This is a genomic window from Methylobacterium aquaticum (assembly GCF_001043915.1).
Classification (GTDB): domain Bacteria; phylum Pseudomonadota; class Alphaproteobacteria; order Rhizobiales; family Beijerinckiaceae; genus Methylobacterium; species Methylobacterium aquaticum.
On record NZ_LABX01000041.1, the window covers coordinates 1 to 22341 of the forward strand.

Sequence of the window (22341 nt, forward strand, 5' to 3'; positions counted from 1 at the left end):
ATGGCGGACAGGATCATGGGGTGGCCTCCGGGACTGGAGGCACCATGCGGGCTGCATGGTCAACGCGGGGTAAACGCTGCGGGTTTGCGACAGGCCCCAAGAACCTCTGGGTCGAGGCCCTGAGCTTCGACGCCCTCGGCGCCGCGGAGAACGCCACCGCGCGCCTGGCCGATGGCCGCACTCTGGCGCTCACCTACCGCGGCTCCGGCCTGGCCGACCGTAACCAGGCCATTCCGGTGCAGTTCGCGATCAGCGGCGACACCAGCGGGCTTCGGGTCGGCCAGTTCGTCACCGTCCAGGCCGCCACCAATACCGAGCTGCAGGGCCTGGCCCTGCCGCGCGCCGCGGTCGTGCGCACCGGCAATGGGCAGGACGTCGTCTACGAGCACACCAGCGCCGAACGCTACGCCGCCCGTCAGGTCCGCGTGACCCCGCTCGACGGCAACCGGGTGCTGGTCGCCGTGGGGATCGGCGCCGGCAAGCGCGTGGTGACCCAGGGCGCCGAGCTGCTGGATCAGGTGCGCTGAGGAGGGCCGGTCGATGTTCACCTTCCTCGTCAGCCAATCGCTGAAAAACCGCCTGCTGGTGCTCGCGGTCGCCGCCGTGCTGGTGCTCTACGGCGCGTTCACGGTCACCAAGCTGCCGGTCGACGTCTTCCCCGACCTCAACCGGCCGACCGTCACCATCATGACCGAGGCCGAGGGCTACGCCCCGCCCGAGGTCGAGCAGCTGGTCACCTACCCGATCGAAACCCGCATGAACGGGCTGCCCGGCGTCAGCCGCGTGCGCTCGGTCTCCGGCGTCGGACTGTCGATCACCTACGTCGAGTTCGACTGGGGCACCGACATCTACCGCAACCGCCAGCAGGTCGCCGAGCGCCTGAGCCTGGTCCAGGACCAGCTGCCGCGCGGGGTCACCCCCGTGATGGGGCCGATCTCCTCGATCATGGGGCAGATCCTGCTGGTCGCGGTGACCAGCGACACCGCCACGCCGATGCAGGTCCGGGAGGCGGCCGACTTCGTGATCCGTCCGCGCCTGCTGACCATTCCCGGCGTCGCCCAGGTCATCCCGATCGGCGGCGAGGTGCGTCAGTTCCGGATCGCCCCCAACCCGGCGGCCATGCGCTCCCTCGGCGTGACCAACGCCCAGCTGGAGGCGGCCCTGCAGCAGTTCGGCACCAATGCCGGCGGCGGGTTCACCGACCAGTATTCGCGCGAGTACCTGATCCGCAACATCGCCCGCACGCTCGACCTGGACGACCTACGCAACGTCGTCATCGCCACGATCAACAACGCCCCGGTCTACCTGCGCCAGGTCGCCGAGGTCTCGTTCTCCGCCAAGGTCAAGCGCGGCGATGCCGGCTACCAGGCCAAGCCGGCCGTGATCGTCTCGGTCGAGAAGCAGCCCGACGTGGACACCGTCAAGCTGACCCGGCAGATCGAGCAGGCCTTGGGCGAGATCACCCAGACCCTGCCGGACGGCATCAAGGCCGACCAGATCCTGTTCCGCCAGGCCAACTTCATCGAGACCTCGATCGCCAACGTCGAGCGGGTGCTGCTGGAGGCCATCGTGGTGGTCGCCGCGGTGCTGTTCCTCTTTCTGCTCAACGTGCGCACCACCGCGATCTCCCTGCTGGCGATCCCGGTGTCGATCCTGACCACCGCGGTGGTGTTCCACCTGTTCGGGCTGTCGATCAACACGATGACCTTGGGCGGCCTCGCCATCGCGATCGGCGAGCTGGTCGACGACGCCGTGGTCGACGTGGAAAACATCTTCCGGCGCCTCGGCGAGAACCGGAAGGCCGGCAACCCGAAAAGCGTCTTCCAGGTGGTGGTCGAGGCCTCCAACGAGGTGCGCTCCGGCATCGTCTACGCGACGATGATCATCATCCTGGTGTTCGTGCCGCTGTTCGCCCTGTCGGGCATCGAGGGCCGGCTGTTTGCGCCCCTGGGGCAGGCCTACATCATCTCGATCCTGGCCAGCCTGTTCACCTCGATCACGCTGACGCCGGTTCTGGCCTCCTGGCTGCTGCCGGGCCTCAAAAACCTCGAGGAGCACGACAGCCGCTTTCTGAAGGCGCTCAAGCGCGGCAACGCCCGCCTGCTGGCGGTCGCGTTCCGGCACCAGCGCCTGCCGGTCGGCACGGTGACGCTGGCGGTGCTCGGCGCCGGCATCGCCGCCTGGCAGCTGCCGCGGGCGTTCCTGCCCCCGTTCAACGAGGGCAGCTTCACCGTCAACATGACCTTCAACCCGGGGATCTCGCTGGCCGAGAGTAACCGGGTCGGGCTGATCGCCGAGAGTCTGCTGCGGCAGATCCCCGAGGTGACGGCGGTCGGCCGGCGTACCGGCCGCGCCGAGCTCGATGAGCACGCCGAGGGGGTGCATTCCTCGGAGATCGAGGTCGAGCTGAAACCCGGCGAGGGCCGCCCCAAAGAGGCCCTGGTGGCCGACATCCGCCAGCGCCTGGCGGTGCTGCCGGTGTCGGTCAACGTCGGCCAGCCGATCTCACACCGCCTCGATCACATGCTGTCGGGGGTGCGCGCCGAGATCGCGCTCAAGATCTACGGCGAGGATCTGGACGCGCTCCGGCGCATCGCCAACAGCCTGCGCGAGCGGTTCGCCAGTATCCCGGGCCTGACCGACCTGCAGGTGGAAAAGCAGGTGCGCATCCCGCAGCTGGAGATCCGCGTCGACTACACTCGGGCGGCGCTCTACGGCGTGCAGCCCGCCGCGGTGGTGGACCAGATCAGCCGGCTGTCCAACGGCCGGGTCGTGTCCACCGTGGTCGACGGCGTGCGGCGCTTCGATGTGCTGATCCGCCTGCCGGAGGACCAGCGCACCACCGAAGGCCTCGGGGATCTCCTGCTGGAGACCCCCTCCGGCTGGGTGCCGGCGCGCCAGGTCGCCGACATTCGCGAGACCGACGGCCCCAACCAGATCCTGCGCGAGAACACCCGGCGCCGCATCGTGGTGCAGGCCAACACCAACGGCGACAGCGACATGACCACCATCGTGGCGGCCATGCGCCGGGCGATCGCCCAGGAGAAGCTGCCGCCGGGGTTCTTCACCAGCCTGGAGGGCACGTTCCAGGCGCAGGAGGACGCCACGCGGACCATCGCGGCCCTGTCGGCGCTGTCGCTCGCGCTGGTGTTCGCGCTGCTCTACAGCCGCTACCGCTCGGCCGCGCTGGCGCTAATCATCATGGGCAACGTGCCGCTGGCGCTGATCGGCAGCGTCGCGGCGCTGTGGCTGGTCGGCCAACCGCTCAGCGTGGCCTCAATGATCGGGTTCATCACGCTGACCGGCATCGCCGCCCGCAACGGCATCCTGAAGATCAGCCACTACCTCAACCTGGCGCTGCACGAGGAGGTGCCGTTCGGCCAGGACCTGGTCGTGCGCGGCAGCCTGGAGCGGCTGACCCCGGTGCTGATGACGGCCCTGTCGGCCGGCGTCGCTCTGGTGCCGTTGCTCTACGACGCCGCCTCACCGGGCAAGGAGATCCTGCACCCGGTCGCGGTGACGATCTTCGGCGGCCTGATCAGTGCCACGCTGCTCGACATGTTCCTGACGCCGATCCTGTGCCTCAGGTTCGGCCAGACGCCGCTGGCCCGGCTGCAGGCTGCGCAGGACGGGGCCCACGCGGCCCATGCCGCTACGACGCCCGGCGCACATTTGCCGCCGCGGGAGGCGTTCTGAGCCCCCCTGCCTCAACCCCATCCAACCGAAAGGAGAACCCTGATGATCCCCTGGAGAGCCGCCCTGTTTAGTAGCTTGCTGCTGGCCGCCGCCCCGGTCTGTGCCCACGAGACCGCCGGTAAAAACGGCGGCCGGGTGGCGGACGCAGGCAAGTTCCACGTCGAGCTCGTCGCCAAGGGCGAGACCGTCGACGTGTTCGTGTCCGACGAGGGCCAGAAGCCGGTGCCGGCCGCCGGCTTCAAGGGCACCGCCATCCTCGTCGTTGGCGGCAAGCCGGCCCGCGTGCCGCTGGAGCCGGTCGACGGCAACCGCCTGACCGGCAAGGCCGCAACCGCGCTCGGCGATAACCCGAAGGGCGCCGTGCAGCTCACCGGCCCGGACGGCGCCACCGCCAGCGGCAAGTTCAACTGACCCCGTCCCTCAAGCAGGAAGATGCCTCGATGAAGACTCTCACCACGACCGTCGCCGCTGTGGCCCTGGCCCTCGGCTTTGCGGGGGCGGCGGCCGCCCACGAGATGAAGGGCGGCGAGCACATGGACCATGCCGGCCACCATCCCGTGCCGGAGGCCACGTCCCAGACGGACACGCCTGCAACCAAGGCGTTCCGCGACGTCGACGCCGAGATGCACCGGAACATGGACATCCGCTACTCGAACGACGTCGACGTCGACTTCGTGCGCGGCATGATCCCCCACCACAAGGGGGCCGTCGCCATGGCCAAGATCGCCCTCCGGTATTCCAAGGACCCCGAGATCCGGAAGCTGGCTGAGGACATCATCAAGGCTCAGGACGTCGAGATCGCCCAGATGGAGGCATTTCTGAAGCGGAAGGGCACCGAGTGAGGGTTCCCGGACGGGGCGACGGCCAACTCCCGGATCCGTGAACGTTCAGCGTATTTATTTCTGAACACACCCGTGCTTCGGGAGTTTTTGTTGAAGGTGATAGCTGTCTGACTTGTTCAATTAATTAGTGAGTCAGATCTCCATCTATGCCGTTTTGTCAACATAGTAAGGACGGAGTACCTGCATGCACCAGATATCGAACGAGATGCAGTCCTGCATCGACGAGTGCCTACGCTGCTACCAGACCTGCCTGGGCATGGCCTCGAACCACTGCCTCTCGGCGGGCGGCAAGCACGTCGAGCCCACACATTTCCGGCTGATGATGGCCTGCGCGGAGATCTGCCGGACCTCGGCGCACTTCATGCTGATCGGCACCCCCGAGCACAAGCACACCTGCCGCGCCTGCGCTGAGGTGTGCGAGGCCTGCGCGCGGAGCTGTGAGCAGGTCGGCGACATGCAGGAGTGCGTCGAGCAGTGTCGCCGCTGCGCCGAGAGCTGCCGCAAGATGGCCGCCTAATGCGGTGTGGGGCGCCCACCGTGACAGTGCGGCGCCCCGCCGATTTCCAGGCTCTCGATGATCGGGCAGTCCGGCCGGCCATCGCCGTCGCAGGCCGCCGCCAGGGTGCGCAGGCTGTCGGCCATCTCCTGCAGCTGCCGCGCCCGCTCCTCCAGCTCGTTGATATGGGTCAGTGCGATCGCCTTCACCTCGGCGTTACTGCGGTCCTGGTCGCTCCACAGCTCCAGCAGGAGCCGGATGCGCTCGATCGAGAACCCGAGGTCACGCGCGCGGCGGATGAACCCGAGGCGGTGCAAGTCGACCGGGCCGTAATCGCGGTAGCCGCTCTCGCGGCGGCCCGCCGGCGGCACGAGGCCGATGCTCTCGTAGTAGCGGATCATCTTGGCCGAGACACCCGAGGCCTGCGCCGCCTGCCCGATGTTCATTACCCCTGCCTCTTTCCTGTTGACCCTCCCATGATGGGAAGGTGCAGGCTGCTTGGCAAGAGGATCAAGACAGGACCCCGGCCATGACCGACCACGCCCACCGCCACGCACACGATTACCCGCAGGATCAGGCTGCAGCCGCCGCCGGCAGCTGCGGGGGCAAGGGCAAAGCCGCCGATCAGACCGCGGCCGCGGCCGACGCCGGTCACAGTTGCTGCGGGGGGCATGGCAAGGCGGCGCCAGCAGCCCATGACCACGCTCCCCACGGCCATGACCATCATCATGCGCATGACCACGCCGGCCCACTGGCCGAGGGGACCGTCAAGGATCCGGTCTGCGGGATGACGGTCGACCCGCACACGGCCAAGCATCGCGCCCAACACAACGGGCGCCCCTACTACTTCTGCTCTGCCGGCTGCCAAGCGAAGTTCACGGCGGATCCAGCCCGCTACCTCGACCCGGCGAGCGCCACCGCCAAGGCCGAACCCGTGCCCGCGGGCACGATCTACACCTGCCCGATGCACCCCGAGGTCCGGCAGGTCGGCCCCGGCTCATGCCCGATCTGCGGTATGGCGCTGGAGCCGTTGCTGGTCAGCGCCGACATCGGCCCGAGCGCCGAGCTGGTCGACATGACCCGGCGGTTCTGGATCGGCCTGGCCCTGACCCTGCCGGTCTTCGCCCTCGAGATGGGCGGTCACCTGACCGGCTTGGTCGATCGCCTCGGCCAGCAGAACAGCAACTGGCTGCAGCTGGTGCTGGCCACGCCGGTGGTGCTGTGGGCCGGCTGGCCGTTTTTCGAGCGCGGCTGGGCGTCGGTGAAGAGCCGCAACCTCAACATGTTCACGCTGATCGCCCTCGGCACCGGCGTGGCCTGGCTCTACAGCGTGGTGGCCACCACAGCGCCGGGCGTGTTTCCGCCCGCGCTGCGCGGCCATGACGGCGCCGTGCCGGCCTACTTCGAGGCCGCGGCGGTGATCACCGTGCTGGTTCTCCTGGGCCAGGTGCTGGAGCTACGCGCCCGCGAAAGCACCAGCGGCGCCCTGCGCGCGCTGCTTGATCTCGCTCCGAAGACCGCCCGCCGGATCCGGGCCGACGGTAGCGAGGAGGAGATCGGTCTCGACACTGTCCAAGTCGGGGACCGCCTGCGCGTGCGGCCCGGTGAGAAGATCCCAGTCGACGGCACCGTGATCGAGGGCCGCTCGTCGGTGGACGAGTCGCTCGTCACCGGCGAGGCGATGCCGGTGAGCAAGGACGTCGGCGCCGCGGTGATCGGCGGCACTCTCAACCAGAGCGGCGCCCTGGTGATCAAGGCCCGGAACGTCGGCCGCGACACCATGCTGGCGCGCATCGTCCAACTGGTCGCCGAGGCCCAGCGCAGCCGCGCACCGATCCAACGGCTGGCCGATCAGGTCGCCGGCTGGTTCGTGCCGGTGGTGATGGCGGCGGCCGTGCTGGCGTTCATCGCCTGGTTCACGGTCGGCCCCGAGCCGCGCTTCACCTACGGCCTGCTCGCCGCTGTGGCGGTGCTGATCATCGCCTGCCCCTGCGCGCTCGGGCTGGCTACGCCGATGTCGATCATGGTCGGCGTCGGTCGCGGCGCCCAGGCCGGCGTGCTGATCAAGAACGCCGAGGCGCTGGAGCGGATGGAGAAGATCACCACTCTGGTGGTGGACAAGACCGGCACGCTCACCGAGGGCAAGCCGGCTGTGACCCAGGTGGTCCCCGCGGAAGGGTTCACCGAGGCCGAGATCCTGCGGCTGGCAGCCAGCGTCGAGCGCGCCAGCGAGCACCCGCTGGCGATGGCGATCGTCGCCGCGGCCGAGAAGCAGGGTCTGGCCCTCGCCCCGGTCAGCGACTTCGACAGCCCGACCGGCCGGGGTGCCCTCGGCACCGTCGAGGGCCGCACGATCCGACTCGGCAATGCGGCATTCCTGGGTGAGGCCGGGATCCCGACGGCGGCGCTCGACCAGCAGGCCGACCGCCTGCGCCAGGACGGCGCCACGGCGATCTTCATGAGCGTGGATGACCGTGTGGCCGGCGCCATCGCCATCGCCGATCCGATCAAGGCGACGACGCCCGAGGCTCTGCAGGCGCTGCGCGCCGAAGGCATCCGGGTGGTGATGCTGACCGGCGACAACCGCACTACCGCCCAGGCGGTGGCACACAGGCTCGGCATCGATGAGGTCGAGGCCGAGGTGCTGCCCGACCAGAAGAGCGCGGTGGTCAAAGCCCACCAAGCGCAGGGTCAAGTGGTCGCGATGGCGGGCGACGGCGTCAACGACGCGCCGGCGCTGGCCGTGGCGGATGTCGGCATCGCGATGGGCAGCGGCACGGACGTGGCGATCGAGAGCGCCGGCATCACCTTGCTCAAGGGTGACCTGAACGGGATCGTGCGCGCCCGGCGGCTGTCGCGCGCCACGATGAGCAACATCCGCCAGAACCTGTTCTTCGCGTTCATCTACAACGCCGCTGGCGTGCCGGTAGCAGCCGGGGTGCTCTACCCGTTCCTGGGCATCCTGCTCTCGCCGATCATCGCTGCGGCGGCGATGGCGCTGTCCTCGGTCAGCGTCATTGGCAATGCCCTGCGCCTGCGCGCCACAGCTCTCTGAGGCGGGCGGACGACAGCCGCTCGAACCTGCCCATGATCCGCACCACGGCCGTCCCGGACGGCCTGCCGCCCGTGATCATTCAAACCGCCGCCGCGCTGCTGGCCCTTTTGGACCAGCAACTGCCCGGCTGGGTCGCAGGCTTATGGCTGACCGGCTCAGCCGCGCTGGACGATTTTTGGCCGGCCATCAGCAATCTCGACTTTGTGGCCTCGATCTCCTGGCCATTGACACACGCGGAGGGGGCGCGCGTGGCCGGGATCCATGGGATCACTGCAAGAAAGTGACGTCTGCGTACGCTAAGGCCGAACGGAGCGAGAACGGCCGGCTGGATCAGTAGAGTTGCGCGATGAGGGCTTTGCCCTTGGCGGTCAGTTGCCATCCGGCACCGCCACGCGGACCGGGCGAGGGCTCTGCCAGCCCGAGCGCCACCATCTTCGTCATCTCCCGTCGCACGAGTTGGCCCGTGTAGGGCGTGCGCTGATCAATCCGGGGCAACCCTTCTGCGATCGCACCGGCGGCATAGCGGACGCCCACTTCGGAGCCGAGATATCGCTGGAGCAGAATGGCTGTCTCCCGCTTCCGCCGGCTGAGGAGTTTTCGTGTCGCGGGAGCCTGTTGCATGGGCGGTGCCGGGGGAGGCGCCGCGACTTCGGCGTCAGCAGCATCTTCGGCTTCTGCCGCCTTGAGCGAGGCGTAGAGCGCCGTCTTGCCCACCTTCAGCCGGGTGGCCACCTCCACCACGGTCAGCTTGTCCTGGAGCAGAGCCTGCGCGCGGCGGAGCTTCTCAGGCGTCATGACGGGCTTGCGCCCGCCCTTTCGGCCTCGTGCTGCAGCGGCAGACAAACCGGCCCTGGTTCGCTCACGGATGAGGTCGCGCTCGAACTGGCCGAGCGCGCCGAAGATATGGAACACTAATCGCCCGCCGGGCGTGGTCGTATCGATGGCCTCCGTCAGCGAGCGGAAGCCAATGCCCCGTCGCTCCAACGCCTCCACGGTCGCGATCAGGTGCGACATCGAGCGACCCAGCCGATCGAGCTTCCACACCACGAGAACGTCGCCTTCGCGCAGGAAGGCGAGGGCCGCATTCAGGCCTGGCCGGTCCGCCTTGGCACCCGACACACCCCGGTCCTCGAACACGCGCCCGCAACCGGCAGAGCCGAGGGCGTCGTGCTGAAGGGCAGGTTCCTGCTCGCCCGTGGAAACCCGGGCATAGCCGATCAGCGCCATCGGGTGCCTCGTGCTCCTTTCCGCATTCCCGTCCGCCAATCAAACATTCCGTTTTCTCATGATCAAGGCCAATAAACGGAATAGTCCGGCAACGGCCGCCAAACGGTCGGACACGACACTGTTGGCGAAGTCAGCGGCTAAGCCGTGAGTGCCTTGAACCGTGAGGTGCGTGTGGGGGCCAACGGCCGCAGGGCGAACCAAGCGGCAAGGCGATCCAGGTTGAGAGCGGCCGCTGTCGCCACACTCTGGAGGGTCGTCTTGGCCAGCCCACGATAGCGGGCCTGGCGCAGGCCGAAGCGGCGCACGCCCTGCGAGATCGTCGCCTCGATGCCTTGCCGCTGCCCGTAGAGCCGCCAGCCCTCCTCGCTCTCCAGCCGCCGTCGCGCGGCCGCCAGCGCCTCGTGCTCGGCACGCGGATGCAGGCTGAGCCGGCGGCTCTCCGCCCGGGTACAGCGCGGCTTGGCGGGGCACACGCGACAAACGGCGGGGCTGAAGCCCGCGCGGATGAACGCGCGTCCGCTCGCCCTGTCCTTGTACGCGCCCCAACTCGTGCTCTCGTGGCCCTCCGGGCAGCGCACGCGCTGACGCTCCCACTCGACCGCGAAGTCCGTGACGTCGAACGCTCCCTCCTCACGCGTCTGCCATCCCTGCTTCGGCCGGGCGGGGCCAATCAGCGCGATACCGTACTGCTCGTGCGCCGCGACCAGGTGCTCAGCGCTGACGTAGGCGGCGTCGGCCAAGTGCTCGCCGGGGGCCAGTCCCGCGCTGGTCAGGCCGGCGTGGATCGCACCGATGCGCATCGCCTCGTGCACATTGGCCGGGGTGGTGTCGGTGTGAACGACCAGCCGAGGCAGGTCGGGGTCGCACGTCTCGGTCAGGTGAACCATGTAGCCGGTCCACTCCGTTCCAGACTTGGCCCGGAAGCGGGCCTCGACGTCGTAGGGCGACTCGACCCGGTCACCGGGCCCACGCCCCTGCACTGGGCGCAGGTGCACGCCGGCGCCGGCGGGCGGGCTGCCGTCCCGTTCGCGCGTGAAGTGGCGCGCCCACACCCGGCGCAACACGGCGACGGCCGGCAAGGTGGTGGCGAGTGGTGGGGTGCGCGCGCCCTCCAGCGCATCGAGCAGATGGTAGCCGTCCGCCCCGACCTGGAGCACGTAGGCCTCGCGCTTGGGGCCGCTCTGCGGCAGGCGCGCGTCCTCGATCCGACGGTCGTAGCGCTCGTGCCACTCGGGCGGGGCGAGGCTCCGCAGCCAGTCGGGGGCGAGGACCGCGACGGCATTGAGGGCCGCCCGCAGCGTCTCGGCCAGCAGCTCGACGCGGTTGAGGTCACGCACTGCCGCGAGCACGTGGGTGCTGTCGGTGCGTTGGCGCCCACGCGCCTTGAGCACGCCCTGGTCGCGCGCGGCCTCGAGGATGCGGGTCAGCAGCCGTCCCGTGGCCTCGTGCTGCAGCAGCCGGCCGCGGAACTCGCACAGGACGCTGAGATCGAAGCCCGGATCGGCGAGGTCGAGAGCCAGCAGATATTTCCAGTCAATCCGGGCGCGGACCGCCTCAGCGGCCTGGCGGTCGCTCAGGCCTTCGCGGAACTGCAGGAGGGTGACGAGGGCCAGGCGCCAGGGTGCGTAGGCGGGCTGGCCGCGGGTGGGATAGAGGTCAGAGAACGCGGCATCGGCGAAGATGGTGCCGAGGCGGGTGCGTAGCAGCAGGTAGGGGTTGCCGCGTCGGAACGCGGTTTGGGCGACGCGAGCCGTGTCGTCAGGGACAGGCGGGAGCGGGGGCTGCGGCCGGAGCGACATGAGCGATCTCCGAGCGGGACTGCCAGCCTACACCCAGCATGACGCCCACCGGAATTCGCCAGCAGTGTCCGGTCGTTTGACGGATCGCTCCGACCACCCGTCCGGGGCTCCACGGCAGGGCCGTCTCGAGTCTAAGCTCGGCTCCGCGGAGGGCGGGGCATGGCGCGGCGACGGTTGTTGAGCGACGCGGTCTGGGCGCGATACCTCATGCCGTCCACCGACGAGCGCGAGATCGCCCGCCACGCCACGCTCGGCCCCGACGACATGGACGCCGTCGCCAGCAAGCGGGGCAGCGCCAACCGGCTCGGCTACGCGCTCGTGCTCGTCTATGCGCCATCCCGGGCGGGCGCTGGAGGCCGGCGAGATGCCCCCCGAGCCCGTCCTGACCTACGTGGCCCGCCAGCTCGCAGTGCCGGCCTCGGTCTACGACGACTACGCCCGCCGCGATCCCACGCGCCGCGCCCACCTCGCCGAGGTCATGCGCATGGGCGGATATACGGCGTTCGATCGCACGGCCGCCCATGCCGCCGTGGCGTTCCTGACCGCCGCGGCCCAGACCATCGTGCGACCTGGCCCGCTCGCCGGCCTCCTGGTCGAGGAATTGCGCCGCCGCCGCGTGGTCCTGCCTTCACCGCAGGTGCTCGAGGCCGTGATGCGCCGCGCCCGCCAACGGGCCGAGCGCCTCGGTCACGAAGGGCTGACTGCGGGCCTCGACGAGGCCGCCCTCGTCCGCCTCGATACCCTGCTGGCGGCGCGGCCGACCGGCAAGCTCACCTGGCTCGGATGGCTCCGCAAGGCGCCGCAGTCACCGGCACCGAAGAACCTCCCCAAGCTGATCGATCGCCTGCAGCACGTGCGAGCGCTCGGGATCGATCGGGCTCGCGCCGGTGCGCTGCCGGCGCCCGTGTTCGAGCGCCTGGCCGACGAGGCCGCCCGGATCGCCGCGCAGCACCTGGCTGGCCTGAACCCGTTGCGGCGACGCGCAATACTGGCGGCGGTGGCCATCGCCCTGGAGGAAGCGCTGACCGACGCGACGCTGTCGATGTTCGAGAAGCTGATGGCTGCTCTTGGTCGCGCGGCCGAACGCAGGAGCGACGAGCGTGCCGTCCGCTCGATGCGCGCGGTGCAAGACGACCTGCGCGTGTTCGCCCTCTCCGGTCGTGCGATGATCGCGGCGCGCGGCCAAGGTGAGGATCTCGACGCCGCCGTGGCGGACAAGGTGGGCTGGACGCGCTTCGAGGCCGCGGTCGCCCGCGCCGAGGCGCTCGGCGGGCCGGCGCTGATCGATCCGACAGCCGAACTGGTCGCCCGTCACAAGAGTGTCAGGGTGTTCGCGCCCCGGCTGCTCGACACCTTCGCCTTCGAGGGCTCGCCCGCGGTCCAGGACCTCGTGGCCGCGCTCGATCTGATCCGCACGACCTACCGCGATGGCAAGCGCAAGCTGCCGGCCGCCCCACCGCTCCGGTTCGTGCCGCGGCGCTGGCGGGCCTTCGTCCTCGACCAGGGGCGCGTCGACCGCGCCGCCTACGAGCTGTGCGCCTTCTCGGAACTGCGCGATCGGCTCCGCTCCGGCGACGTCTGGGTCGCCGGTTCGCGGCGCTATCGCGCCTTCGACGACGATCTCCTGCCCCGTCCGGCCTTCGAGGCCTTGAGGAGCGCCGGTCCCCTGCCGCTCGCCGTCGCACCGCGCTTCGAGGACCATCTGGCCGAGCGCAGCCTTCGGCTCGAGGAGGCCGCCGCGGCCGTCGCGGCGCGGGCCAGGGCCGGCACGCTGCCCGAGATCCGCCTGGACGAGGCGGGGCTGACGATCACGCCGTTGCACGCCCTCACGCCACCGACCGTCAAGACCGTCCGGCAGGCGCTCTACGATCGATTGCCGCGGGTGCGCGTCACCGACGTGCTGCTCGACGTCGACGCCTGGACCGGGTTCTCGGAGTGCTTCACGCATCGGCGGACCGGTCGAACCTGCGACGATCGTGCCGCGCTGCTCACCTGCGTGCTGGCCGACGGGATCAACCTCGGCCTGACCCGCATGGCGGAGACCTGCCGTGGCGCCTCGTTGCGCCAGCTCGCCCTCGTCCACGACTGGCACGTGAGCGAGGCGGCCTACGCGGAAGCGCTCGCGCGCCTGATCGATGCGCATCGCGCCCTGCCGCTGTCCCAACTCTGGGGCGACGGCACCCGGGCGAGCTCGGACGGGCAGCACTTCTTCGCCGGCGGCCCGGGCGAGGCCATCGCCGACGTGAACGCCCGTCACGGGAACGAGCCGGGGGTGTCGTTCTACACCCACGTCTCGGACCAGTACGGCCCGTTCCACACCAAGGTGATCGCGGCCACCGCGGGCGAGGCGCCGCACGTGCTCGACGGCCTGCTCTCCCATCGGTCGGGCCTCGCCATCGCGGAGCATGCGGTCGACACCGGAGGTGCCTCCGATCACGTGTTCGGGCTGATGCCCTTCTTCGGCTACCGCTTCGCGCCCCGCCTGCGCGACCTGAAGGAGCGCAGGCTCCATCTGCCGCCTGGCGTGAGCGTCGATCCCCTGCTCGCGCCCCTGGTCGACCCCGGCGGGCCGATCGACGTGGCCCACGCCACCCGGCACTGGGACGACCTCCTGCGGGTGGCGGCCTCGATCCGCTCCGGCACGGTGAGCGCCTCGGCGATGCTGCGCAAGCTCGGAGCGTATCCGCGCCAGAACGGGCTGGCGCTGGCCCTGCGCGAGGTCGGTCGGCTGGAGCGCTCGCTGTTCATGCTGAACTGGCTGCGGGACCTCGACCTGCGCCGACGCGTGCAGGCTGGGCTCAACAAGGGTGAAGCCCGCAACGCGCTGGCACGGGCCATCTTCTTCTGCCAGCTGGGCGAGCTGCGCGACCGCACGTTCGAGAACCAGGCCTACCGCGCCTCGGGACTGAACCTGATCGTGGCGGCCGTGATCCTCTGGAACACGCGCTACCTCGCTCGCGCCGCGGCCGACCTCGGCGTCGAACCCGACCTGATGCGGCACGTCGCACCGCTCGGCTGGGAGCACCTCTCGCTCACGGGCGACTATGCCTGGGACGCCGAGGACCAACCGGCACCGGGCGAACTGCGACCGCTCCGGAGCAAACCCTCGCTCCTCGCCGCGTAAGGAACTGCGTTCTCGCTCCGTTCGGCCTTAGCGTACGCAGACGTCACTTCCTTGCAGTGACCCCGTGGTGCGGGCGATGGCTTTGTCCGACCACTGGCGCTGGGTCTCGACGCCGAGGTGGGCGCGGGTCTCCTGGAACGTCACCTCGACGCTCCAGCGTCGTACGAACCAGGTCAGGATCTGCTCGGGATCGCGGGTGAGGTCGGTGCACAGCAGCGCCTGAGGCGCGAAGCGGTCGTCGGGATCGCGCACCAGGACCCAGCGGATCGGCACCACCGGCAGGCCGGCATGGCGCCACACCGCCGTCGCGGAGGCGACCTCGAGCACGCGTTCACCGACCCCGTACCAGCCCGGCACCGTGCGCCGATGCCAGTCGGTCTCCTCGGCCATGAGGACCTGCGCCAGGGTCGGGCGCCGCGCTCCTTTGGTGCGGGGACGCCCGATCGTGCCGGGCCGGCGGGGCGGGGCCGGATCGTAGAGCGCCGCGTCGAGGCGCAGGCGGGTGATGACGCTCACGCCGCCGCAGCTCAGAGCGTCGAGGAAGGCGAGCGCCGCAAAGCCGCTGTCGGCCACCAGCACGAGGTCGCGTCCCGGCAGCCAGCGGCGGGTCTGGAGGACGAGTTGGCGCCCGACCGCGAGCAGGGGCTTGTGCCGGCGGCCCTGCTCGCGGCAGGCGCGCTCGGAGGGGACGAGGGCGGTGAGGAACGGCAGCGCCCAGACCCGTCCTGCCCAGGGGATGGGCGCCAGCCGCATCAGGCTGAGCCAACGAAGGCCGCTTGTCTTGACGAAGTGGCTGTCGGAGGAGCGCACCGGATCGCGGTAGATGCCGCGGGCTCCGATGCGCTTGCCCCAGCGCCGCTCGATCGTGTCGTCGAGGCCCAGTACCACGGGTCCGCGCGGCGCGAATGCCGCGACCAGGTGCCCGAGCAGGATGCGGGCGCCGGCTCGAGGCGACCATGCAGCGCGGTTGAGGACGCGATGGAAGTTGACGAAGCGGCGCTCGTTGGCGCGGCTCATGATGCGCAGCAGGCTGGCGACCGTGCGCCGACCTGGGGCCAGAATGGCGCCGACGAGCAGGATCCGAGCGTGGCACCAGGAGCGGTGGACGAAGAGCGGCGCAAAGGCCAGGATGAGCCCGGCGAAGCGGGCGGGCAGGCCGGGACACGGCGGTGTCTCTTGGTCGAAACAGCGCCAGCCTACCCGTCACGTCCGCTTCGTCACCCCTCCCAGACCGCGCCCGACACATCGCCAAAAATGGCCAAATTCGAGCTGAGGCAACATGTCTGTGCGGGAGCAGAGATGTTGCTCCCGCATTTTTTATGTCAAGAAAATCACATCGAATGGTGGCCGCTGCCGCCATGTTTCATTTTCATCTTTCCAGATTTTGTCCTTCGCATCTTGTTCTTGCGCGGGCTTGCCGTCGTAGTGGCAGCGCGTTCGGATCCGCGTGGCGGCATCACCATGGTCGGATCCTCAGCTTTCGAGGATCCCATCCGCCGGCCCATGCCTCCTGCAGGGCCGGCGGCCTGCGAACCGGAGTCGTTGTACGGTGACCCGCCCTGCGCCAGCACGGGAGCAGAGAACAGAGCCAATCCAGTGGCAATTAGCAAAAGTTTCCGCATTTTCAACTCCTATTTTGACATAGCAGAGACGCAGATTACACTTCGCGAGACGCACAAAGCAACCGGACGACGCCTCTTTCCTCATAGATCCACATGAAAATTGTGGATTGGAGCTGAAGCGCTAGGTCAATTAACGTAGTACGACAAAATCTCCAGACGCCTGTATGAATTCAGCTGCCCATCTTTAGCAAGAGTTCAAAGAATTTTGTGCTATTTGGTAGAATTTTAGTTGCCGTTCCGACCTCATGGACGTCTCGTGGCCCTGTGCCCTCCTTCGCAACCAAACGCTCCTTGGCAAATACTCTTGAGCGTGTGTTTCTTGAGTTCCCTATCGTGGTGCTCAAGAACAGGCGAGCTTCCCTCCCTTACATCCAGGGTCGAGCCGGGCGGCTTTCGCCTTCCTGTCGGTGCCACGTACTGAGGATGGTGAGTTCCAGGTGCGGTTTGGGCACCGGTGTCGCCGAGGGGACCGGTCTGAGCCAAAGCTGGGATAGTGGTCAGGCTGATCCCAATGAGAACCGGCCCGATCAAAACCGCCAAGCTTTCTGCCGACTTGGCGCATCGCCTGGGTCCCGGAAAACGCTCAACTTCGCTCACGATGCATATTCCCTATGGTGAACCCTGTGGTGAAACGAGCCGTTGCGCGACCTTCCCGGCAACGGCATCAGTCAAGCCTCTGCGTCGCCTCCCACCGGGTGGAAGGCCCCGCTGCCAGCGCGACGTGACCGCTTGTCCGTGTTGGGCGCCTCGGGCGAGCCGGCGCCCTGAACGCGCCCGCTGGCCATCGCGGTGCTGGCCAGGACGCATCCTTACCAAGCATGGATCCACGTGATGTCGGTCGCGGCATCTCCACCGCCTTGAAAACACGACAGCTCGGCCCTCACCATCCGCGCACACCGATAACGTTGCGGCCCGAGCACTCCGTAGCCCACCGACCGACAGGATCACCTTGGACCGCTGAGCCTGCTGCTCCGCTCGGCCGGCGACCATTAGACCTGTTGGAAGCCGGCTGAAGAGGCTTGAGGCAATCACACGCGCGCTCCGCAACCTCATCTCAGCAGTCATTCAACACCGCTGGGAACAGCCCTTCGTTGATTTAAATCAACCGCTCGAACGAACCCGGGCGTTACGCTTACCGCCGCTGCTGTGCGGACGCAGCGTCAGGCCGAGCCAAGCGGCGAACTGTCGTCCGGACCGGAACAGGATTGGATCGGGAACAGGCGCCGCGATCGCGCTGGCGGTGATCGGACCGATGCCGCGCATTGTCAGCAGGCGGCGGCTCGCGGCGTCGTTGCGGCACCAGGCGAGATCTCCGTTTCGGCCCTTCTGACCTCCTCGGCGACCTCCTCAATCTGACCAACGAGGCGTCGGATCGCCAATCTCGCCAGTTCCGGCAGATTGCCCTGGTCAGCGCGGAACTCGGCGATGACGGCCTTCATCCCGGCGGGCCCCTGCGCCGCCATGATGCCGAACTCGGCGAGGTGACCGCGCAAGGCGTTGATCAGCATCGTGCGCTGCCGGACGAGGAGGTCACGCACCTTGTGCAGCATGAGCACGGCCTGCTGATCGACGGTCTTGACGGCGACAAAGCGCATGGTCGGGCGATGGACGGTTTCCGCGATGGCCTCCGCATCAGCAGCATCGGTCTTGCCGCGCTTGACGTAGGGTTTCACGTAGGACCGCGAGGGTTTCACGTAGGCCCGCGGCGGCAGCTTGATGGTGTGGCAGAGCTTGACCAGCTCGCGGGCCCAGTAATACCAGCGGGCGTTGATCATAACCGGTAGGCCCAATCGCGCAGTCCGATCGACATGATCATCCAAGGCCGCTCGATCAGATTGTTCCAGGCGCAGCAGCACTGGTCGACGATGTCCTCATAGGAGGCAAAGATCCGATTGCTGAGCCAGTTGTCTCGCAGGTACTGCCAGACATTCTCCAGCGGGTTCAGCTCAGGCGCACGAGGCGGCAACGGCAGCAGCGTGATGTTGTCTGGAACCACGAGGTCGCCGGCGATGTGCCAGCCGGCGCCATCGAGCATCAGCACGGCATGGGCTCCAGGATCGACCATCTGGCTGATCTCCTGCAGGTGCGCGTTCATCGCTGAGGTGTTGCACCAGGGCATGACGAGAGCGGCGCCTTTGCCCTTCTCGGGACAGATCGCCCCGAAGATGTAGGCGTATTCGGTGCGCTGGTCGTGCGGCAGACGCGGGCGGGTGCCGCGGCGGGCCCAGAGCCGAGTGAGCGTGTTCTTCTGGCCGACCCGGGCTTCGTCCGACCACCACAGCTCGATGCGGGTGCCAGCCGGCAGGCGTGCCCGGATTGCCTTCAACTCGGCCGGGAGAGTTTTTTAAAGGTCTCCAGTGCGGCTGGATCCTGGGCATAGTGCCGGGGACGAGCTGACAGCTTGGCAAAGCCGAGCCGCTTCAACTCGCGCCCGACCGTGGTCTCATCCAGGCTCACGCGGAAGCATTGATAAAGCCAGGCAGCCAAGTCCTTGCGCCGCCAGCGCACCACGCCGTGCCGGTCAGGATCTGGCCCGCTCTCGACGATCGCGGCAAGCGCCTGACGCTGCGCTTGACTCAGCTTGGGCGGATGGCCCGGCGCCTTGCGGTCGATTAGCCCGGCTGGGCCGTCCGCGTTGAAGGCCAGCACCCAGTCGCGCACCGTCTGCAGTCCGACCACGCCGATCCGGGCTGCGTCTGTCCGTGTGCCGCCATCGTAGATCTGCGCTAGGGCGAGCAATCGCCGGCTCTGGCCGGCGTCTCGGCTGCTTCTGGCCAGCCGCCGCAGATCGTCGGCTGTGAAGTCCTCACGCAGGGGCACGGCAGCGGACATGACGAACCCTCCCGGTTCGCCCCATGGAATCAGATCCGCCGCCTACTGCGAACCCCGTGAGTCTCAATCGGCGCCCGCTGGTATAATGCGCGGTGGCGCAGGCTTCTATGTCGATCAGGCAAGACGATAGCTTGACGAAAAACGGAAGAACTTCGCCCCGTCACAAAGCCCTGCGCACGAGGATCTTGCCCTGCGTATCGATGCCGTGGGCCCGAAAGACGTTCTTCGCCAGATCGAGGCCGATAGTGCGAACCTGTGCCATGGACGGCTCCTGTCGATATAGTAGGGGCCGTCCACCTCACCATACGAATCTTGTCCAGTTCAGAAAATGATTACGTTTGCAGAACTCAGGTTTATTAGAATACAGAGTTCGACAAGGTGGATTGATGGATCAGGTTCTGCAACCCCTTAGTGTTGAGGACCGCCCGGAGTGTCGCCATGTCCGTGTTGCTTTTCGGGCCTCTCTGGAAATTTTGCGTTGCCATGTTTGCTGCTGGTGTCGCCATGATACCCTGATCGGCTCTCCGAAGAACCGGTATCGCGCGTACTCTGCGTATCATGTTTGGTTCCTTGAGCAACGCGCTGTTCCTGAGCTGACGGAGCGGCATGGCCTTTCGAGTGTGAGCTCATGTCTTCTTGGAAGCCGGCCCAGGCCGGACCTGCGATTGTTAGGAGCGCGAAGCTCATGCCAATGATGTGCTTCATGGTCTTGTCCTCTCAAGGGTACTAACTGATGCATAATACTCAGGTTCGACGTTCACTCCTTGATTTGAATCAAGTGCGTGGAGCCGCTGGGGTGCGAGTACCATGATCAGCCCCACGAGGTGGCTCCTCACACAGTTTGATACTGCTGGCGAAGTCGGTATGGGCGTCGGATCGAGTGAGTCGAGGTCGCGTTGAGGCGGATCCGTCTGTGTTAGCGAGGAAAACGTGATGTTGCTCCTCCCCAGCAATCATCCGGTCGCCGTCCCGGAGGATACTGCGCAGGTAGCGCGCCCCGCGTTCCCGCGCGGGTCATCACTACTGAGCTTGCGTGACGAGCTCGGCCCGATCTTCGATGACCGGTGCTTCGCTGCCCTGGTGCCACAGCTTGGGCTGCAACCTCCCAGTCACCGTCCATCAGCCCCTTCAAGCCTAACTTCTTGATTCTTTAGCGAATTTATTTGCGTACAGCTTCTTACGTCGGAAGCTCCATGCAGATAAGCGGCGCCGAGGCCATCAAACTGAGTGAAGAGCTCACGAGGTGGTCTGGTGAGATGCTACACTCGTCCGGCACGCCCAGCTGCAAGCTCACGGATCCTGCGGTCATGCCCTTCAAAGTTCCAGTCGGCCCGGCACAGATCGTCATCCATCAGGGTCAAACTGTGCTGGTGAGCGAACTCAACGGGCAGATCGAGTATCCGTCTGATAAAGGGCTCTATTTCTGCGACACCCGCCTGCTCAGCGCCTGGGCCGTGTATGCGAACGGTGAGCCTTGGGACCTGCTGAACGGCGGCGCAGTCAGCTATGACGTCGCCCGCATCTTTCTCACCAACCGCGCCTTTGCAACAGAGGACGGAGCTGTCCCACCCCGGACGTTGGCGCTTGCGCTCGGCCGCTTCGTCGGAGGCGGCATGCACGAAGACCTCGACATCACCAACCATGGCCTGAAGCCGGTCCGCTTCAATCTGGAGATCGCGCTCCGCTGCGACTTCGCCGACATCTTCGAGGTCAGGGCTGGCCACATCGTGCGCCGCGGCCGCATCGTTACCGAATGGTCGCAGATCGACCAGCGTCTGCGCACCACCTATCGGAACGCCGACTTCCACCGAGCGGTGGCCGTTGGTCCGCGCGACGGCACGCCGGAGGCCGTCTATGCGAATGGCCGCCTGAGCTTCGAGGTGAAGCTTGCCCCAGGCAAGGCCTGGCACTGCTGCCTCCTCTACGAGATGACGGATTGCGGCAGGGGCTTCGCAGCGCCGTCATGCTGCATCCTGCAGGCTCCGGATGCCCATGCTGCGGGAACCCGCGCGGATTGGCGGCGGAGTGCGCTCAAGATCCGCACCGGGAACGAGGAGTTCTACCGCCTGTTCCGCCAAGCCGTCGATGACATTGCGGCACTGGAACTTCCGCATGTCGGCTCCAACCGCAAGAAGAGACTGATCCCCGCTGCCGGTCTGCCTTGGTTTCTGGCTTTGTTCGGGCGCGACAGCCTGATCACCAGCCTGCAAACCATGCTTGCCGACCCCGCATTCGGTCTCGGCACGCTGGACGTGCTCGGCACGCTGCAGGCGCACGCGCGCGACGATGATCGGGATGCCGAGCCGGGTAAGATCCTGCACGAGATGCGTCACGGCGAGCTCGCTCATTTCAAACTGATCCCGCACACGCCCTACTACGGCACGGCGGACGCAACGCCGCTCTACCTGATCACGCTGCACAGCGCGTGGCGCTGGACGGGGAACCGAGCCCTGCTGGAGCACCATCTGCCCACGGCGGAAGCTTGCCTGAGCTGGATCGACAACTACGGCGACCGCGACGGTGACGGATTCCAGGAGTACGAGACGCGCTCGCCGGCCGGCTACGAGAACATGGCCTGGAAGGACGCAGGCGATGCCGTTCCCTATCCGGACGGCACGCTGGTCAAGGGACCGAAAGCTCTGTGCGAGCTGCAGGGCTACGTCTATGCTGCCTGGACCTGCATGGCGGAGATCTTTGACGCTCTCGGGCAGGGCGACCGTGCGGAGGTCCTGCGCGCGAAAGCTCTTGCCCTGTTCCAACACTTCGATGAAGCCTTCTGGGACGAAGAGACGGGCTTCTACGCGTATGCACTCGACGGCGCGAAGCGGAAGGTGCTCACCGTCGCCTCAAACCCGGGACATTGCCTGTGGTCCGGCATCGTTTCGCCCGAGCGTGCAGGCCGCATCGTCACGCGCCTGATGGCGCCCGACATGTGGAGCGGATGGGGCATCCGCACGCTATCCGCGCGGCATCCGTCCTACAATCCCCACTCGTACCAGTGCGGCTCGGTCTGGCCGCACGACAATGCCATCATCGCGCTCGGCTTCAAACGCTATGGCTATGCTGCCGAAGCGGCCTGCATCGCTCGGGATATCAGCGAGGCGGCCAGCCACTTCCTGCTGAACCAATTGCCCGAACTTTATGCCGGCATCCAACGTGAACCGGATGGCTTCCCGGTCCAGTATCTCGGCGCCAACGTTCCGCAGGCCTGGGCAGCGGGCTCCGCATTCATGCTGCTGCAGGCGATCCTGGGCCTCCAGCCCGATGCACCGCGCGGTCACCTGCACATCGACCCCTTGCTGCCGCCCTGGCTGCCGGACATCACGGTGACCGACCTACGGCTCGGAAGCCAGAGGTTCGACATCCGCTTCTGGCGCGCGGGGGAGGCCACGCACCACGAGGTGATGCGGGGCGACAAGGCGGCGATCAGACGACGGTAGGTTCGGTCTATGGGGTCAGGCCGGTCGGAAGGAGCAGATGCCTCAGCCGGGTCACGCAGATCTCACATCGCGTGACCGCGCATACGGTCGTGTTTCATGTTCATCTTCTTCGAGCGTTTCCGCATGGCTTTGCGTGAACCGGGTGCGGCCACAGCTGTGCCCTCAGAGCCACGCGCCACTCACCCGGCTGTCTCTGTCCGCGCGGTTC

At 67.6% G+C, this 22341-nt stretch carries 13 protein-coding genes and 3 pseudogenes; 9 read left to right on the plus strand and 7 right to left on the minus strand.

Annotation, left to right across the window (positions count from 1 at the left end; genetic code table 11):
• From VP06_RS05570 to VP06_RS05590, 5 genes are all read left to right on the plus strand, one after another.
• Nucleotides 1-527 (plus strand): permuted SH3 domain-containing protein (locus tag VP06_RS05570; RefSeq protein WP_483428591.1); only part of this gene is annotated, 527 nt, incomplete at its 5' end.
• 13 nt (nucleotides 528-540) lie between these two features.
• Nucleotides 541-3696, plus strand: coding sequence for an efflux RND transporter permease subunit (locus VP06_RS05575; protein ID WP_048462838.1), 3156 nt, complete (start codon nucleotides 541-543; stop codon nucleotides 3694-3696).
• Nucleotides 3697-3738: 42 nt separating this feature from the next.
• The gene (locus tag VP06_RS05580; protein WP_048462839.1) at nucleotides 3739-4107 is read left to right on the plus strand and encodes a hypothetical protein; all 369 of its coding nucleotides are present in this window, start codon (nucleotides 3739-3741) and stop codon (nucleotides 4105-4107) included.
• A 29-nt stretch (nucleotides 4108-4136) separates the two neighbouring features.
• The gene (gene copM, locus VP06_RS05585) at nucleotides 4137-4538 is read left to right on the plus strand and encodes a CopM family metallochaperone (RefSeq protein ID WP_048462840.1); all 402 of its coding nucleotides are present in this window, start codon (nucleotides 4137-4139) and stop codon (nucleotides 4536-4538) included.
• Nucleotides 4539-4722: 184 nt separating this feature from the next.
• On the plus strand, nucleotides 4723-5055 hold the full coding sequence (locus VP06_RS05590; protein ID WP_048462841.1) for a four-helix bundle copper-binding protein: 333 nt from the start codon (nucleotides 4723-4725) through the stop codon (nucleotides 5053-5055).
• On the opposite strand, the gene cueR is transcribed toward VP06_RS05590, so the two are convergent.
• The gene (gene cueR / locus VP06_RS05595) at nucleotides 5052-5480 is read right to left on the minus strand and encodes a Cu(I)-responsive transcriptional regulator (protein ID WP_048462842.1); all 429 of its coding nucleotides are present in this window, start codon (nucleotides 5478-5480) and stop codon (nucleotides 5052-5054) included. The genes VP06_RS05590 and cueR overlap by 4 nt on opposite strands.
• Nucleotides 5481-5563: 83 nt before the next feature.
• Between cueR and VP06_RS05605 the strand changes: the two genes are divergently transcribed.
• Together VP06_RS05605 and VP06_RS05610 are read left to right on the plus strand one after the other, a co-directional pair.
• Complete coding sequence (locus VP06_RS05605) at nucleotides 5564-8089, plus strand: heavy metal translocating P-type ATPase (protein WP_156295469.1); 2526 nt, start codon at nucleotides 5564-5566, stop codon at nucleotides 8087-8089.
• Between the two features lie 32 nt (nucleotides 8090-8121).
• A complete protein-coding gene (locus VP06_RS05610; protein WP_048462845.1) occupies nucleotides 8122-8373 on the plus strand; it encodes a hypothetical protein in 252 nt (83 codons plus the stop codon).
• 385 nt (nucleotides 8374-8758) lie between these two features.
• Here VP06_RS05610 and VP06_RS37895 read toward each other — a convergent pair.
• Nucleotides 8759-9316 (minus strand): annotated as a pseudogene (locus tag VP06_RS37895) (recombinase family protein); the annotation flags it as partial.
• A 137-nt stretch (nucleotides 9317-9453) separates the two neighbouring features.
• A complete protein-coding gene (locus VP06_RS05620) occupies nucleotides 9454-11115 on the minus strand; it encodes an IS1182 family transposase (protein WP_048462846.1) in 1662 nt (553 codons plus the stop codon).
• Between the two features lie 207 nt (nucleotides 11116-11322).
• Between VP06_RS05620 and VP06_RS05625 the strand changes: the two are divergent.
• Nucleotides 11323-14239: pseudogene (locus VP06_RS05625) on the plus strand (Tn3 family transposase).
• Nucleotides 14240-14266: 27 nt separating this feature from the next.
• Here VP06_RS05625 and VP06_RS05630 read toward each other — a convergent pair.
• From VP06_RS05630 to VP06_RS34505, 4 genes and pseudogenes are all read right to left on the minus strand, one after another.
• Nucleotides 14267-15394 carry an IS701 family transposase gene (locus tag VP06_RS05630; RefSeq protein ID WP_082167190.1) on the minus strand — a complete coding sequence of 376 codons (1128 nt, stop codon included), beginning with the start codon at nucleotides 15392-15394 and terminating at the stop codon, nucleotides 14267-14269.
• A 1598-nt stretch (nucleotides 15395-16992) separates the two neighbouring features.
• A pseudogene (locus tag VP06_RS05635) lies at nucleotides 16993-17612 on the minus strand (IS110 family RNA-guided transposase); the annotation flags it as partial.
• A 20-nt stretch (nucleotides 17613-17632) separates the two neighbouring features.
• Nucleotides 17633-18693, minus strand: a protein-coding gene (locus tag VP06_RS34500) for an IS630 family transposase (RefSeq protein ID WP_156295470.1) whose coding sequence is annotated in 2 segments (ribosomal slippage) — nucleotides 17633-18201 and nucleotides 18201-18693 — 1062 coding nt in all. Because the reading frame shifts where the segments join, the coding sequence is not laid out codon by codon here.
• A 408-nt stretch (nucleotides 18694-19101) separates the two neighbouring features.
• Nucleotides 19102-19398: a hypothetical protein gene (locus VP06_RS34505; RefSeq protein ID WP_245291071.1), complete on the minus strand. Its 297-nt coding sequence runs from the start codon at nucleotides 19396-19398 to the stop codon at nucleotides 19102-19104.
• A gap of 602 nt (nucleotides 19399-20000) precedes the next feature.
• On the opposite strand from VP06_RS34505, the gene VP06_RS05650 reads away from it, so the two are divergent.
• Nucleotides 20001-22133: an amylo-alpha-1,6-glucosidase gene (locus tag VP06_RS05650; RefSeq protein ID WP_048462848.1), complete on the plus strand. Its 2133-nt coding sequence runs from the start codon at nucleotides 20001-20003 to the stop codon at nucleotides 22131-22133.
• Nucleotides 22134-22341: the final 208 nt, after the last annotated feature.

Excerpts from the sequence above, each read along its gene's own strand:
- VP06_RS05575 (WP_048462838.1), top strand. The coding sequence starts at position 541 with ATGTTCACCTTCCTCGTCAGCCAATCGCTGAAAAACCGCCTGCTGGTG.
- VP06_RS05580 (WP_048462839.1), top strand. The coding sequence starts at position 3,739 with ATGATCCCCTGGAGAGCCGCCCTGTTTAGTAGCTTGCTGCTGGCCGCC.
- copM (WP_048462840.1), top strand. The coding sequence starts at position 4,137 with ATGAAGACTCTCACCACGACCGTCGCCGCTGTGGCCCTGGCCCTCGGC.
- VP06_RS05590 (WP_048462841.1), top strand. The coding sequence starts at position 4,723 with ATGCACCAGATATCGAACGAGATGCAGTCCTGCATCGACGAGTGCCTA.
- cueR (WP_048462842.1), bottom strand. The coding sequence starts at position 5,480 with ATGAACATCGGGCAGGCGGCGCAGGCCTCGGGTGTCTCGGCCAAGATG.
- VP06_RS05605 (WP_156295469.1), top strand. The coding sequence starts at position 5,564 with ATGACCGACCACGCCCACCGCCACGCACACGATTACCCGCAGGATCAG.
- VP06_RS05610 (WP_048462845.1), top strand. The coding sequence starts at position 8,122 with ATGATCCGCACCACGGCCGTCCCGGACGGCCTGCCGCCCGTGATCATT.
- VP06_RS05620 (WP_048462846.1), bottom strand. The coding sequence starts at position 11,115 with ATGTCGCTCCGGCCGCAGCCCCCGCTCCCGCCTGTCCCTGACGACACG.
- VP06_RS34505 (WP_245291071.1), bottom strand. The coding sequence starts at position 19,398 with ATGAAGCACATCATTGGCATGAGCTTCGCGCTCCTAACAATCGCAGGT.
- VP06_RS05650 (WP_048462848.1), top strand. The coding sequence starts at position 20,001 with ATGCCCTTCAAAGTTCCAGTCGGCCCGGCACAGATCGTCATCCATCAG.